Origin of the sequence: Psychrobacter sanguinis, assembly GCF_020736705.1 — a bacterium.
Lineage (GTDB): Bacteria > Pseudomonadota > Gammaproteobacteria > Pseudomonadales > Moraxellaceae > Psychrobacter > Psychrobacter sanguinis.
On record NZ_CP085990.1, the window covers coordinates 2,407,031 to 2,421,577 of the forward strand.

Annotated in this window: 14 protein-coding genes and 2 tRNA genes; 10 read left to right on the forward strand and 6 right to left on the reverse strand. The window is 41.2% G+C overall.

Features of this window, described 5'->3' with window-relative positions; genetic code table 11:
* Window positions 1-40: 40 nt before the first annotated feature.
* Together LK453_RS10195 and LK453_RS10200 are read right to left on the reverse strand one after the other, a co-directional pair.
* Window positions 41-1,531, reverse strand: a complete 1,491-nt coding sequence (locus LK453_RS10195; RefSeq protein WP_201538400.1) for an ATP-binding protein — start codon at window positions 1,529-1,531, stop codon at window positions 41-43.
* A gap of 41 nt (window positions 1,532-1,572) precedes the next feature.
* Window positions 1,573-2,256, reverse strand: coding sequence for a heavy metal response regulator transcription factor (locus tag LK453_RS10200; RefSeq protein ID WP_007395013.1), 684 nt, complete (start codon window positions 2,254-2,256; stop codon window positions 1,573-1,575).
* Between the two features lie 289 nt (window positions 2,257-2,545).
* Between LK453_RS10200 and LK453_RS10205 the strand changes: the two genes are divergently transcribed.
* From LK453_RS10205 to LK453_RS10250, 10 genes are all read left to right on the forward strand, one after another.
* Window positions 2,546-2,872, forward strand: coding sequence for a hypothetical protein (locus tag LK453_RS10205; RefSeq protein ID WP_007395012.1), 327 nt, complete (start codon window positions 2,546-2,548; stop codon window positions 2,870-2,872).
* 211 nt (window positions 2,873-3,083) lie between these two features.
* Entirely contained in the window at window positions 3,084-3,374 is a 291-nt protein-coding gene (locus LK453_RS10210) for a hypothetical protein (protein ID WP_007395011.1), read from the forward strand.
* 38 nt (window positions 3,375-3,412) lie between these two features.
* Window positions 3,413-3,979: a c-type cytochrome gene (locus LK453_RS10215; RefSeq protein ID WP_007395010.1), complete on the forward strand. Its 567-nt coding sequence runs from the start codon at window positions 3,413-3,415 to the stop codon at window positions 3,977-3,979.
* 170 nt (window positions 3,980-4,149) lie between these two features.
* Window positions 4,150-4,815, forward strand: coding sequence for a DUF411 domain-containing protein (locus LK453_RS10220; protein ID WP_201538398.1), 666 nt, complete (start codon window positions 4,150-4,152; stop codon window positions 4,813-4,815).
* 86 nt (window positions 4,816-4,901) lie between these two features.
* Entirely contained in the window at window positions 4,902-6,575 is a 1,674-nt protein-coding gene (locus tag LK453_RS10225; RefSeq protein WP_007395008.1) for a copper resistance system multicopper oxidase, read from the forward strand.
* A 36-nt stretch (window positions 6,576-6,611) separates the two neighbouring features.
* Complete coding sequence (locus LK453_RS10230; protein WP_201538396.1) at window positions 6,612-7,592, forward strand: copper resistance protein B; 981 nt, start codon at window positions 6,612-6,614, stop codon at window positions 7,590-7,592.
* A 22-nt stretch (window positions 7,593-7,614) separates the two neighbouring features.
* The gene (locus LK453_RS10235) at window positions 7,615-8,103 is read left to right on the forward strand and encodes a DUF305 domain-containing protein (RefSeq protein WP_007395006.1); all 489 of its coding nucleotides are present in this window, start codon (window positions 7,615-7,617) and stop codon (window positions 8,101-8,103) included.
* A 133-nt stretch (window positions 8,104-8,236) separates the two neighbouring features.
* Window positions 8,237-10,666, forward strand: coding sequence for a copper-transporting P-type ATPase (locus tag LK453_RS10240; protein WP_007395005.1), 2,430 nt, complete (start codon window positions 8,237-8,239; stop codon window positions 10,664-10,666).
* A gap of 238 nt (window positions 10,667-10,904) precedes the next feature.
* Window positions 10,905-11,216: an IS630 transposase-related protein gene (locus LK453_RS10245; RefSeq protein ID WP_201535551.1), complete on the forward strand. Its 312-nt coding sequence runs from the start codon at window positions 10,905-10,907 to the stop codon at window positions 11,214-11,216.
* 22 nt (window positions 11,217-11,238) lie between these two features.
* Window positions 11,239-11,742, forward strand: a complete 504-nt coding sequence (locus LK453_RS10250; RefSeq protein WP_227945205.1) for an IS630 family transposase — start codon at window positions 11,239-11,241, stop codon at window positions 11,740-11,742.
* Between the two features lie 151 nt (window positions 11,743-11,893).
* On the opposite strand, the gene LK453_RS10255 is transcribed toward LK453_RS10250, so the two are convergent.
* From LK453_RS10255 to LK453_RS10270, 4 genes are all read right to left on the reverse strand, one after another.
* Window positions 11,894-11,970 (reverse strand) — tRNA-Asp (locus LK453_RS10255).
* Between the two features lie 40 nt (window positions 11,971-12,010).
* Window positions 12,011-12,086: transfer RNA gene (locus tag LK453_RS10260), tRNA-Val, on the reverse strand.
* Between the two features lie 208 nt (window positions 12,087-12,294).
* The gene (locus LK453_RS10265; protein WP_227945152.1) at window positions 12,295-13,248 is read right to left on the reverse strand and encodes a WG repeat-containing protein; all 954 of its coding nucleotides are present in this window, start codon (window positions 13,246-13,248) and stop codon (window positions 12,295-12,297) included.
* Window positions 13,249-13,586: 338 nt separating this feature from the next.
* Window positions 13,587-14,543 (reverse strand): HNH endonuclease, encoded by a 957-nt coding sequence (locus LK453_RS10270; RefSeq protein ID WP_007395003.1) that lies wholly within the window; start codon window positions 14,541-14,543, stop codon window positions 13,587-13,589.
* Between the last annotated feature and the right edge of the window lie 4 nt (window positions 14,544-14,547).

A 14,547-nucleotide genomic window follows, 5' to 3' on the forward strand; every position in this document is an offset into this window, starting at 1 on the left:
GTCGGATGCTTACTTTAAGGGCATAGCTACAGTGTAAATACTAGTCACTCTTAATTGGAAAAATTAACTCAACTGTAAAAATACTATCTTCATTGACAGAGATACTGATACTACCACCATGTGCGCTCACAATAGATTTCACGATAGACAGTCCTAGTCCTGTACCTGAATGCTGAGTTATCTCCGCACTGTTTGTATTTTTACTAGAGTGTCGATAAAAACGCTCAAATAATAGACTGGTATCCTTTTCAGTCATGGGTTCAAGCATTTCATTTTCGATAATGATTATAAGCACTGGTATGCAAGAAGACTTTAGTTCATTGCCAAATTCAGCAAGATCTTCCTCTGAATGATTTAACTGGTTGTTCGATTGCTTGAGATGAGCAGATATATGAATAGTGCTATAGTTTTTAGAGTAATAAATGGCGTTTGAAATTAGATTTGAAAACAGGCGTTGAAGTAACTCTTTATTACCTTTTATGGCTGAAAAACTACCTCGTTTTATAATATGTATCCCTCTATCTTCAGCTAGTAACTCATAATATTCTATAAGTTGATTTATCAAACTATCCATATCTACATTTTTTAGCTGCTCCTGAGTAAGTCCTTTTTGAGTTTTGGCTAGCAACAGCATGTTATTAATCACCTCGGATAAATGCTCGAGTGTTTCATGTTGATGATGCAGTTGTTCAATATACTCATTAATCTGTCTAGGCTTACTCAACATAACCTGGGTCTGAGTGCTTAGCGTTGCAATCGGGGTGCGTAACTCGTGAGCAATATTGTCAGAATATCGAGATAAAGACTCAAAGTTGTCTTCAAGCTTACTCATCATTATATTATAAGACTCTGCGAGTTGACGTAGCTCACTGGGCATATCAGAAACTGTAATACGCTCACCGAGCTGCTCGGAGTTAATGGTTTTCATTTTTTGGATGAAAGTAGCTAACGGAGAAAATCCCCAATAGACACTAAAGGCTGCAATAAACAGCAGTAACAGCGTTATGGCCGCTAATATAACTTTAAGCTGTAATGAGAACTGATTTAAATATAGATGATGTACATCAATAGGTAGAGCCAATAGATATATAAGGTTATTGTTTCTGATAATAATACTTCGATAAGGTCGATTATTTAGCTGTAATTCGAACTGTTCATCCCTATGCTTATTCATCAATTCGAGTATATTGATTGCCTTTATATCTACGCCCTCTATCCTATTAGATAGGTTAGGGTTTTGACTTTCACTGATAATAGGTTTTCCATTATTGTTAAAGCGAAATACTTTAATATCATAGTCCAACCCATCATTATGACGGTGTGTTAGTTCGCTGTTATCACTTCCAGAATCTGTAAGTTCGCTAGATTTACGCAAGTTAAATACGGCATGAGTCAATATCTCTGCGTCCATGACTTCAAAATGGCTGTTTACAGAGCGTTGTATCCAGAAATACATCAAAATTTGGCACATCACCACAGATATAGCGAGCAATATAACCGTTCGCCAAAGTAATGAAATTCTAATATTCATAAAATATAGGTTTATCCGCTTATATAATGGATGGCTATTTATTAACTGATTTCATTGGCCAACTTATAGCCCATGCCACGTACAGTATGAATCAGCTTTAGATCGAACCCTTCATCAATTTTTACTCGCAACCGTCTAATCGCCACATCAATTACGTTAGTGTCACTATCAAAGTTCATATCCCACACCTGAGAGGCAATGACTGAGCGCGGCAACACTTCGCCTTCTCGCTCCAACATAAATTGCAATAAGGCAAACTCCTTTGAGGTCAGCTGAATAGAGACTCCACCTCTGTGTACAGTGCGTTTAGCGAGATCTAAGGTTAAGTCGGCTATTTTAAGTTGGGTATTTAAATATTCCGATTGATTAGCACGTCTGAGTAAATTTTTTATACGCACCACCAGTTCGGCAAAAGCAAAAGGCTTAGTCAGATAATCATCTCCACCAATCTCGATGCCTTTAATACGGTCTTCTAAATCATCTTTAGCGGTCAAAAACAGCACAGGCGTGATATGACCTGCAGCACGGTAGTTTTTGACCAGTTCAAAACCGCTAATATCAGGCAGCATCACATCCATAATGATGACATTATAGGTTTCAGACATTAGCGCATGGTAGCCATCCAAGCCATTTAGCTTGTGATCAACCAGAAAGCCTGCCTCAGTTAGGCCTTTTTTTATGTATTCGCCCAGCGTGACTTCATCTTCTACTAATAAAATCTTCATTGATTCCTCAAGGGTTTAATCATTAACAGTGGCCTGCTCACTCAATGCTTTGGCGTGTTTTGAAATTAGGTCTGCCTTACAACAGCCCTAGCTAATCATACGTTACTGGGTTAGCTACTGGATAATAAGACTCATGACATTATTGTCATCTGCATGACGAATTTGTCATTGGTGCGTCAGGATTCTGTCAGCATTGTGGATGTATTCTGTTTGTAAATCCCAAGGCAGTGGTTGTCATGATAGAACAGATCACTGTGTTTAATCATCCTTTCAATGTAACGGAGTTTTTATGAAAAAGCACAATGTCATTAGCGCAATAATTTTATTAACGGTTTCAGCATTTACTGGGGTTTCGGCAGCCAATGCACATAGCACACCTTTAACTGCTGCTATCTTAAACAACCCAGACAAACTCACTCAGTTTGCTCGCAACCTAGATCATAATGATGTCAAGCTTTCCGACGCTCAAATGCAGAGTTATGTTTATGCCAGAATGAAAACGCAAGTGCAGCATGATGATCAATATCTGCAAGCAGAAAAGAATTTTGTGCAAAAGTATGGCAAAGACCGTGATGAGAATGCTGACGTCATATTAGACCAATACGTGCAACATTAAAATATGTAATGACCAAGATGACAAATTTGTAATGTTGGTGTCATGTTGATGTCATTTGCAAAACGATATGATGAAAGTCAGATGGTGTTTTAATGATGTTTATCTATAGGTCTAAAGCCTGATTTAACGCCAAACGACATTCTTTTAAAAGATTCTGCTGCAACACTATTTATTAATCTGCATCAGAAATACATAACTCAAGGCGACTTAAATGAAATCTCTTAAAATTTTCTTAGCGGCAACGACTGCTTTCACCATCGCGACCACTGCTATGGCTCATGATCCTAAATTGCATGCCAAAAATGATCAAATGAACTGTGAAAAAATGGGTAAACACATGCAAATGATGAAAAATATGGACCATAGCAAAATGGATATGAATGATCCGGCAATGAAGTCCATGATGGCCAACATGAGCAAGATGAAGCAGATGTATGCCAAACACTGTGTAAGCCAAGGCGATCAGTCTGATAAGGCAGATCACGCAGGCATGCAACACTAATTAATCACCGAGCAAATACTTGCAATGAGAGGCAGTAAATGAAGTTTTTGCTAGGAATAGTGAGTAGTTTATTGCTGTTAGCAGTGGGCATGGCGGTCATCGTATTTAATGGCCGCATCAATATAGGCGCAGATCATGAGCACAGTCCGCTGGTGTATGGTTTGTTAGAAAAAGCACGTATCAGCTCTATTGAACATGCTAGCCGTGATATTGACGTACCAAAGCTGGATGAAGCAGCAAGCATTAGTGCAGGCGGTGCCGACTATAAAGATATGTGTGCCAGCTGTCATTTATCACCGGGTGTCGAGCAAACGGATTTGAGCACGGGTTTATATCCAAGGCCGCCTAATTTTACAGATGCTAATGTTGTTAGCCGTTTTGCTACTGATGCAGGCGCGAAGCAAGGCTTTTGGGCTATTAAGCATGGCATTATGGCCTCGGGCATGCCAGCATGGGGTGCGTCACATGATGACAAGCGAATTTGGGATATGGTTGCTTTTATTAGAGAACTGCCAGAGCTTGATAGCAATCAATACGCCATCCTGACCACTCGATTTGATGATGTGGTGATGAGGGATGCTTTTGACAGTGAGACAGCTCAGTAATATTTGTCAGTGCTGTTCATCGTCGTGCTGAATGAGTATCTATACAGTGATAGACAGCAATATATTTATAGAAAGCAATCGTTAGTAGGCATTATCCTTTAATGATAATGCCTATTTTTACTAGCAAGTTTTACTATCAAGGCAATTTTTAAAATCAATAAGGTAATGGTATGAAACTAAAAGGTCATTTTTCTTCAGATTTGGATAAGGGCTTAAGCCATAAAACCACTCGTTGCTGTCGCAAACGGGTTTTTGGCAGTTCTGTGCTATTTGCTATTGTGGCTACCTTGTCGGCGTGTAGCTCGCCCAGCCAAACGGAAACTCAGCCTAGGGTTGAGTCTGCTGCCAACGCACAGACACCAGAAGCAGAAGTTGCACCGTCTCAAGCAAACACGTCATTTACGCAAACCAATCAGCACAGTACTCCGCTATTACAGGGCGTGTCGGCGAGTGTTTATAAAGATGCCAACTGTGGCTGTTGTACCGAGTGGATTAGCTATGCGAATAAAGCTGGCTTGCAGTCTACCTATCAGCATCCAGAAGCCTTATCGGTCGTAAAAGACAGATATGCGGTGCCACAACAAATGCGCTCATGTCACACCACAGTGACCAATGACGGCTATGTGTTTGAGGGTCATATTCCCGCCAAATTTATGGCACAGTTTTTAGAAAATCCACCAAGTAAAGCCATTGGATTGGCCGTACCGAGTATGCCGGTTGGTAGTCCTGGTATGGAATATAAGGGCAAGTTTATGCCATACAAAATCTTTCAATTAAACAAAGATGGCTCATATGAAGAATTTGCGGCAGTTGATACACCTCAACAGCAATTGTAAATCAAAAAGTACAACGAAAATGGCCATTAAAAAGCATCACATAAAGAAAAGATGCATTAAACCACCTTTTTGAATTAGGTTTTCTCATGAATAACATTAACAACCTCAACCGACGTAAGTTTCTCTCTGGTGCAGGAATCGTCGCAGGCTCAGCAATGATTGCACCTGCGTGGGCAGGCGCTGAGTTTAAAAGTGACTATAATCCAGCTGCTAAGGAAACGCAGATACTAACTGGCAATGAATTTGACTTGTATGTCAGAAAAATGCCGGTAGTTATTAATGGGCGAAACACGACGGCAACGTTGATTAATGATTCCCTACCTGCGCCCACTTTGAAGATGAAAGAGGGCGAGACGGTCACGATTCGTGTGCACAACGAGATGGAAGAAACCACTTCGATTCATTGGCATGGTCTGATTGTGCCTTATGAAATGGATGGCGTCCCCGGCATTAGTTTTGATGGTATCCCGCCTAAAAGCACCTTTACTTATACCTTTAAATTGCAACAATCCGGCACCTATTGGTATCACTCACATTCAGGCTTCCAGGAGCAAACTGGCATGTTTGGGGCGATTGTGATTGAGCCTAAAGGCCGTGAGCGTCACCCTGTGGCAGAAGACCATGTGGTGGTGTTAAGCGATTGGACCTATAAAAATCCGCACACCTTGTTAAAGCTATTAAAGCAGCGTGCGGACTTTGATAACTATCATCTGCCAGATTTCAAAAAGCTGTTGGCAGACATTGCCCAAACCGATTTAAAAACGGCGATGGACAAGCGCAAGATGTGGAATCAGATGCGCATGATGCCGACAGACTTTAGTGATTTGACCGGCGAAAACACTTTCACCTATTTAATAAATGGTAGAGCCTCTGATGATGCTTGGTATAAAAAGATCAAAGCAGGTCAGGCGATAAAACTAAGGTTTATTAATGCGTCTGCACAGACTATTTTTGATGTGCGCATTCCGGGTCTGAAAATGACCGTGGTTGCCACCGATGGTATTGATGTCGATCCAGTGTCTATTGATGATTTTCGTATCGGGGTGGCTGAAACCTTTGATCTGATTGTCACACCAACTCAAGAAGCACATACCATTTTTGCCCAAAATGTGGATCGCACCGGTTATGTGACCGCAACACTGGCGACCAAAGACAATGTCCGTGCCGCTGTTCCTGCGATGGACGGCGTTGAATGGCTAACCATGGCAGACATGATGGGGGATATGGAAAATGGTTTTCATGCCAAACACGCTCGCACCGAATATGACTTTAAAACGGACATGCGTGTCGATATGCCGCGTGCTAATTTAGATGATCCAGGTATTAATTTGCGTAATATTAAGCGCGATGTCCTGACGTATGATCGTTTGAGCAGCGTTGATGAGCATATCTTTGCTGAACAGCGTGCGCCGACCCGTGAAATTGAGCTGCATTTGACTGGTAATATGGAGCGTTATATTTGGGCATTTGATGGGGTTAAGTTTGCCGATGCTAAACCGGTAAATATCAAGCCGGGCGAGCGTGTTCGAATCACCCTGGTGAACGACACCATGATGATGCACCCGATGCATTTGCATGGCATGTGGAGTGATATGAGAACGGCTACCGGTGAATTTCAGGTACGAAAACACACCATGTTGGTTCATCCGGCGCAAAAGATTAGTTTCGATGTCACAGGTGAAGCAGGCCGATGGGCATGGCATTGTCATTTGCTGTATCACATGGAAGCTGGCATGTTCCGTGAAGTTGCCGTTATCTAATTCACATTAACCTGCAGGTTTGCAAAAGGTAAGACAATGAAAACACACAACACAGGTTACCACTATCTAGGATTGGTCTCCCTGTTATATTTAGCGCCCTCACTGGCGATTGCGGCGGAGCCAATGGCGACAATGAGCCATGCTGATATGGAACACAGCTCGATGGATATGTCTGGCATGGACCATAGTTCAATGGATATGTCGGATATGGACGATAGCTCAATGGATATGTCAGATATGGACCATGGCTCGATGGATATGTCAGGTATGGACCACAGTTCAATGGATATGTCGAGTATGCAAGGTGGCAAAGCACCTACGGATGCGCGCAGCTCTGACTATTCAAATGGAATCGGCTATGGCAAATTCGGCCAACCCATGATGATGGGAGACATGCCAATGTGGGGCGTGTCTGTTTCTGACTTGGGGTATGACTTTGATGAAGACATGGTTAACTTTGAAGCTGATGCTTGGTATGGTAGTGATGAGAAGCGTCTAGTAATAAAGACTGAGGGCAGGGTCGATACAGAAGGCGACAATGATATTGACAGCCTAACGTCACTGTCTTATTGGCAACCGACCAGCACTTTTTGGAACACCCATGTCGGTGTGGCCTATGATACAGTGATGGATGACGCCGCGCTTATGCTGGGTATTGAGGGTACGGCACCATATTTTATCGAAACCACTGCCAATAGTTATTGGTACTCGAATGGGCAGGTCAGATTAAATGCCGGTGCGGAGTATGAGTGGCGTTTGAGTCAGCACTGGGTGGTTATCCCTGAAGCAGAAATAACGGCTTTTGTTAAGGACGATGATAAACAGCATATTGTTAGAGGGTTTAACGAATTAGAAGCTAAAGTACGGCTCACTTATGAAACTCTAAATCGCCAAGTGGCCCCTTATGTTGGTGTCAGTTATGAAACCGCACTGGGCGCAAACCGTGGCCAACATAGAGCACATGGAAAATCAGTAGACTCAAGCAGTGTGATAGCAGGGTTAAGTTTCTGGTTCTAATATCTATTAATAGGAGACGACAATGGAACACGCAAAACAGCACAATGAGCAGCATTCAGATTCTGGCATGAACCCCTATTTAAAGTTCACTCTGATGATTGTCACCTCAACATTAGTGATGTATGTGATGATGTACTTCAATACTTATGCTTGGGATCACGTCTATTTTAGTGAAACCCGAGCTTATATGGCATTATATATGGGGGCGGGTATGGCGGTATTAATGCTCGCCTTTATGGGCAACATGTATAAAAAGACTAAGCTGAATCTGGCCATATATGGAATTAGTGTGCTGTTATTTGCAGTGGGGATTTGGGGTGTACGCTCTCAGCAAACCGTGGATCAGGTTGACTGGATGCAGGCGATGATTCCACATCACTCCATTGCTATTTTGACCAGCTCGCGTGCCAATATTGAAGATCCAAGAGTGCAAAAGCTGGCAGATGATATTATCAGCGCTCAAGAGAGTGAAATTAAAGAAATGCAAACGCTGATTGAGGAATTAAAATAATAGGCTATATAGTATTAAGACAGACGACTAGCTTAACTATTATTTCAATAAAGATTAGTCCCCATTTACAGCTGATACGCCTTTTCTATAGAGCTATGCTTTAGTTTCTGATGCCACAATTAGGAGATTTTCCATGAATCACAATCATTCCGATAATAATCATGAGAGCAATAAATACAATAGAGTGCCGGACAATTACAAGGGCACGGTTTATGTATGTCCGATGCACACTGAAGTTAGGGAGGTTGAAGACAATGGTTGTCCTATATGTGGCATGCACCTAAAACCTGAGCATGAGGTTAAGGCAGAAGGTGATACGCAGGCACATGGCCATAATCATGACTCGCATCACGGCTCAAGTCACAGCATTGATACGCCAAGCAGTAGTGAGATTGAAAACAGTAAATACAATCTCGTTCCAGATGATTATGAAGGCACCGTCTATACCTGCCCAATGCATCCACAAGTACGAGATGTCAAAAACAGTGGCTGTCCGATATGTGGTATGGCATTAGAGCCTGAAACTGTCTCGCTAGAGGAAGAAGACACCACTGAACTCGATGACATGACCAGACGCTTTTGGGTTTGTACTGTACTCACCGTTCCGCTGTTTATTATCGCCATGAGTGAAATGGTTGGTATCAATCTAAATAGCATTTTGGCAGATTATGGTATCTCTAATAAAGGGCTTAATATCATTCAATTAGTTCTTGCCACACCTGTTGTGGTGTGGGGCGCTAAACCTTTCTTTATAAGAGGCTGGCAGTCGATTAAGACCATGAACCTCAATATGTTCACCTTAATTGCCATTGGTACAGGTGCAGCCTATCTGTTTAGTATTGTTGCGACTTTCTTTCCTGATATCTTTCCGCCAAGCTTTAAGGATCACTCAGGTCAGGTAGGTGTTTATTTTGAAGCAGCAGCAGTGATTACCACGTTGGTGTTGTTAGGGCAGGTCTTGGAATTACGAGCACGTAGTCAAACATCTGGGGCTATACGTTCATTGCTAGAGCTTGCGCCACCAACTGCCAGACGTGTCGATGAACAAGGTCAAGAAGTTGAGGTCTCACTTGAAGAGGTCAAGACAGGCGACAAACTACGCATTAGACCCGGTGAAAAAGTACCTGTTGATGGATTGGTCATTAACGGTGAGAGTCGTATTGATGAATCCATGGTCACCGGTGAGCCAATGCCTGTCTCAAAATCAGTTAATGACAGTGTAACTGGTGGTACGGTAAACGGTACAGGCACATTGCTAATTGAAGCGATAAAGGTTGGTCAGGATACCGTGTTATCCAAGATTGTACAAATGGTTAGTGAGGCTCAGCGCAGTCAGGCACCAATTCAAAGACAAGTCGATAAAGTATCGAGTTGGTTTGTGCCAGCGGTGATTGTCTCTGCGGTTATTACCTTTATAGTATGGGCAATATTTGGTCCAGAGCCAGCGCTGGCTTATGCTCTTGTTAATGCCATTGCGGTGCTTATCATTGCCTGTCCTTGTGCATTGGGTTTGGCCACACCCATGTCTATCATGGTGGGTACCGGCAAAGGCGCTCAACATGGGGTGCTAATCAAAAATGCTGAAGTATTAGAGCGCATGGAAAAGGTTGATACCATTGTTGTCGACAAAACAGGCACATTGACTGAAGGTAAGCCTAAATTGACTTCTATTGATGTCAGCTCAGGTTGGCAAGAAGATGACATTCTGGCTTTGGTTGCCGCTGTCGAAGCGTCGAGTGAGCACCCACTTGCTACTGCTATTGTTGAGGCCGCCAAAGAGCGTGATCTGAATCTACCTACTGCAACAAACTTTGACTCTATTACCGGAGAAGGGGTGAAAGCGAGCGTAAATAATCATGACGTTGCGATTGGTAATGACAAACTGATGAAACACTTGAATAGCTATGATTCGGCGTTATCCGATCAAGCTGACAAGCGCCGTAGCGATGGTGAAACGGTGATGTTTGTGGCCATTGATAATAAGCCTGCTGGCTTGATTTCTGTTTCTGATCCTATCAAAACCAGCACCAAAGACGCCATTGATTTTCTGCATAGCGAGAACCTCAAAGTTATTATGCTTACCGGTGATAATGAGGTTACCGCACAAGCCGTTGCTAAAAAACTTGGAATTGATGAGGTGTATGCGGATGTATCACCTGAAGATAAAAAACGCATTGTACAACAGCTTGAAAGTAATGGACTCACTGTCGCAATGGCTGGTGATGGTATTAATGATGCGCCAGCATTAGCACAAGCCACGGTTGGTATTGCGATGGGTACTGGCACAGATGTCGCTATGGAAAGTGCAGGCATTACTTTAATCAAAGGAGATTTAATGGGTATTGCCAAAGCGCATAAATTAAGTGAAGCGACCATGCAGAATATCAGACAAAATCTATTTTTCGCATTCGTCTACAATTCATTAGGTATTCCAGTTGCTGCCGGCTTACTTTATCCCTTCTTTGGTGTACTACTCAGTCCTATGATAGCAGCAGCTGCAATGAGTCTATCGTCGGTCTCTGTAATTGGTAATGCGCTAAGGTTGCGGGGTTTAAATTTATAGTTGAGTTTGATTGTGCTCGTTTTAAATTCGCTAATTTTTTTTACGATACCTTCTTATTCAATTATTCAGCTGTAGTCACAAAATGGTCACCGTAGATTAGCTTAATTATAAACAATGATTAATTAATAATAGCTCTTTAAACCTTGCTAAAGCGAAGGCTTACTAAATTAAAAGTGAGGAGGTCTTATCTTAAGCCCTAGTATAGTCAAAGAACGAATAAAGTGGTACACTAAAACTTATGGCATATTCAAAAGACTACCGACAAATGATTCTTAGCAAACTTGACGAAGGCTACAGCTTTCGAGAGTTAGCCGAAGAGTATCAAATTAGCCCAACCAGTATACAAAACTGGAAGAAACGGCTTGAGCGCAAACAATGCAAACGAATCCCCAGTAAGATAGACAACGATGCTCTTATAGCAGATGTCAAAGCCTATCCTGATGACTATCATTATGAACGAGCAAGGCGATTTAACTGTAGCGACAGAGGCATAGGAAAAGCTCTCAAGCGTCTCGGCATTACTCAAAAAAAAGACACTAAATCACCCTAAAGCAGATGACGATCTAAGGCGTCTGTTTCTTGAACAACTGTCTGAGTTTAAAGAAAGCGATAGAGCTATTATTTATTTAGACGAAAGTGGTTTTAAGTCTCATGAGAACCGACCACACGGCTATTCCTATAAAGGCAAACCGTGCTTTGGCAGTTATAACTGGCAACTAAAGAATCAAACCAATGCTATCGGTGCTATTCACAATAATCAACTATTCGCTATTGGCCTTTATGAGTGTAATGTCAATGCCGACGTCTTCTATAGCTGGGTGACACAATTGCTACTGCCAAACCTCCCTAAGAACAGCGTTGTTGTTATGGACAACGCCACCTTTCATAAAAGACTTGATATTCAAGAGCTTATTAATGATGCAGGACACTGTATTTTATGGCTACCACCTTATAGCCCAGATTTAAATCCCATCGAAAAAGCCTGGGCTTGGATCAAGCGTAAACGTAAAGACTGGCGTCTGCAGTGTATCGATACTTTGTTCTTTTATTTTCTTTGGCTTTGTAACAGTTTATAAGTTCTTTCACTATAGTGTAACGAAACTATATAAATCAGGGGATGAGAAGAGGTAAGTATGAAACCAATAAACACAAAAAAACCTCAAGTAAATTAATGCTTGAGGCTGAAACTGTGCGCTTAATGATATAAGCAAACTAAGTTTTAAAATATGGCGCAGCGGACGGGACTCGAACCCGCGACCCCCGGCGTGACAGGCCGGTATTCTAACCAACTGAACTACCGCTGCTTAGGTCGCTTTAGAATATTTAACCACTCTCTAAAATGAGTGGTGGGTGATGACGGATTCGAACCGCCGACATTCTGCGTGTAAGGCAGACGCTCTACCAACTGAGCTAATCACCCTTAGCTATTCAGAACAGTTATATATATCGTCTGAATGTAGGAGCGTATTATATACATTAATTTTATTCTGTCAAATTTATTTTCGAATTATTTATTCAGAAATGAAAGATTTTGTTATTTTACATCGGATTAAAAGCTTTCCAAACAAATTGAAAAACGATTGAAGCTAGTTTATTACCAGCTTCAAGCACAAGGTGCCTATAAGAAATTACTCATAATACTCAGGATGACGCTCTTTTTGAATTTCATACCAATCTGAAAACACTTTCTTTTTGACCACTTTTCCTTGGGTGTTAAGGGTATAGCGAGTTATAGAGCCACTATTTTTGGCTACGTTATATAGGTCAATAGTGCCATTCTCATAAGTCCCGCCATCTACTTCCATTGCATCACCTTCAGGCTCTATATAGGCATGATCATAAGTAGGGGCAACGATAACGTTACCGGTCTTATTTATAATACCCCATTTTCCATTCTCATAATCACCGACACGTACTGCAGCCAATCCTTGAGAGAATGGCATGGCTGCATCCCATTTTGCATTGATCACAATCTTGCCATTGGTATCTATAAATCCTGACTTTCCTTGTCCCCAAGGCTCCGTACTGTATTTAGCCAGACCATCAGAATAGTCGTCTAACGAAGCAAATTTGAAGGGAACCACTGCTTTTCCAGACTTATCTATCACGCCACATTTGTCGTTTTTGCATGCAACAGCACGACCTTTGTTAAAATCTCCAGCTTGTTCATATTGATAGGGGATAACCAGTTTGCCAGACTTATTCATATAGCCATATTTACCCTCAGCCCCTTTTACGCCATCTTTATAGACGGCAGCAACACCTTCATGGAAGTCTCGGTACATAATACTGGGATACTGCATTTCAGTATCAAGCTTAACGGGGATAACTAATTTTCCCACTTCATTGATATAACCCGTGTAGTACTGATCTTCATCAGGGTTATTGGCTGACTTACCCACGTAAGCCATACCATCTGAAATATCTCCACAATGATCATATTTGGCAGGAACAACGATCTGGCCTTTTTCATTTTTGAAGCCACAGGAAGTGTCATCGTGAAATGATTGTAATTTGGCAGAAGCGGTAGTAGCAAAAGCAAAGCAACTTAGGGCAAGCGCTAGAGTGGTGGCTGTCTTCATAGGTTTCATTGGTTATTATCCTTAAGCTCTGATTTATAAACGTCCTATTAATAATTATCTAATACTATTATTAAATTTTCAAAGATTTTTAATGAATATTTATCAATTATTAGTGACTCTTTAGGGTATTTATAAGTTTTCCAGTAAATTCAGATAAGTAAGCTCAAATGGAGAGGTTCAGATAGAGAGGGTAACGTGGAATAATATTTTTAAGCCCTCAATCTAGGTAATAAACTAGGGTCAATAGGACGAAGCTTAATCTTCGAGTTAGGTGTCCATACTAAGTCATTGTGTTCGATGGCTATCTGATAAGCCCAACTACTAATAGTTTCAGAGCGTTATTGATTACTAATGAAGCCCATTGATTTAGTTTCGTTGGCAATTTGACCACCATACCTTTGATTTCTAGACAGCCACTGTTCATAAAAGCGTTCTTCTGCTAGGTAATCGCGCTTATTGTTATTACATTTGTTATCTGCCAATACAAAGTTATGAGTAGTATCTATCGGGTATTTTGACCAAGGAATAAAATGATCGACTTGTTGGTGATTCTTAAGTAGCTTATGACAATAAAAACACTGTCCTTGTTGAATGTCGTACAGAATTGGCACCAACGCTCCCAGATTCTGTCGAGGCTGGTCAAATAAAAATCCTTGTAAATCAATATCATCACTAAATAAGTCTTTGTTATTACGGTTGTTACGCACAAAGTCTGCCCAATACTGTTGGCAAAGTTTGAGTACGATTTGATTAAATCTTGAGAAGCAGTAGGTAATACCTGGTTTAAGGGTTACCAAGTCATTATCAAAATTGTATAAAAAATCACGTTCAATCTTCTGATCGGCTAATTGCAATCTTTCTATAGGATTGTCTTTAAGGATTCTAACAATTTGATTGATTGCTCTATTCCATGCTTTAGGATTAACTTTTTGGGCTTTTAATAAGCTTGAGGAGGAATTTTTTTGAAGTTCAAGAATACTATTAATGACTTTGATTTGACCTCTATTAACAGTTTGACTGAGTACTGAACTTGAATCTTCTGCTGAAAATGGCATGGTTTGACGCCAGTACAAAGCGATGAATTGTTCGGCTATCTGCTCATACGAGAGTGTCAAACTTCTTTGGTCACTAATACCGGATTCAATAGATAAGTTAGATAAGGCAATAATTAGTGCAAACTTATAAGTGGTGTTATAAGAACTAGATTCTAATAGCCATTGAAGATTTCTTAGGAAATCTATTTGAAAGTCGGCAGAAGGAGCAGTTAAGGGACTCAAGTGATTTGGATGGCCCATAATA

Coding starts and splice junctions, on each gene's coding strand:
- LK453_RS10265 (WP_227945152.1), bottom strand. CDS start 13,248: ATGAAGACAGCCACCACTCTAGCGCTTGCCCTAAGTTGCTTTGCTTTT.
- LK453_RS10195 (WP_201538400.1), bottom strand. CDS start 1,531: ATGAATATTAGAATTTCATTACTTTGGCGAACGGTTATATTGCTCGCT.
- LK453_RS10235 (WP_007395006.1), top strand. CDS start 7,615: ATGGAACACGCAAAACAGCACAATGAGCAGCATTCAGATTCTGGCATG.
- LK453_RS10270 (WP_007395003.1), bottom strand. CDS start 14,543: ATGGGCCATCCAAATCACTTGAGTCCCTTAACTGCTCCTTCTGCCGAC.
- LK453_RS10245 (WP_201535551.1), top strand. CDS start 10,905: ATGGCATATTCAAAAGACTACCGACAAATGATTCTTAGCAAACTTGAC.
- LK453_RS10220 (WP_201538398.1), top strand. CDS start 4,150: ATGAAACTAAAAGGTCATTTTTCTTCAGATTTGGATAAGGGCTTAAGC.
- LK453_RS10225 (WP_007395008.1), top strand. CDS start 4,902: ATGAATAACATTAACAACCTCAACCGACGTAAGTTTCTCTCTGGTGCA.
- LK453_RS10215 (WP_007395010.1), top strand. CDS start 3,413: ATGAAGTTTTTGCTAGGAATAGTGAGTAGTTTATTGCTGTTAGCAGTG.
- LK453_RS10205 (WP_007395012.1), top strand. CDS start 2,546: ATGAAAAAGCACAATGTCATTAGCGCAATAATTTTATTAACGGTTTCA.
- LK453_RS10230 (WP_201538396.1), top strand. CDS start 6,612: ATGAAAACACACAACACAGGTTACCACTATCTAGGATTGGTCTCCCTG.
- LK453_RS10240 (WP_007395005.1), top strand. CDS start 8,237: ATGAATCACAATCATTCCGATAATAATCATGAGAGCAATAAATACAAT.
- LK453_RS10200 (WP_007395013.1), bottom strand. CDS start 2,256: ATGAAGATTTTATTAGTAGAAGATGAAGTCACGCTGGGCGAATACATA.
- LK453_RS10210 (WP_007395011.1), top strand. CDS start 3,084: ATGAAATCTCTTAAAATTTTCTTAGCGGCAACGACTGCTTTCACCATC.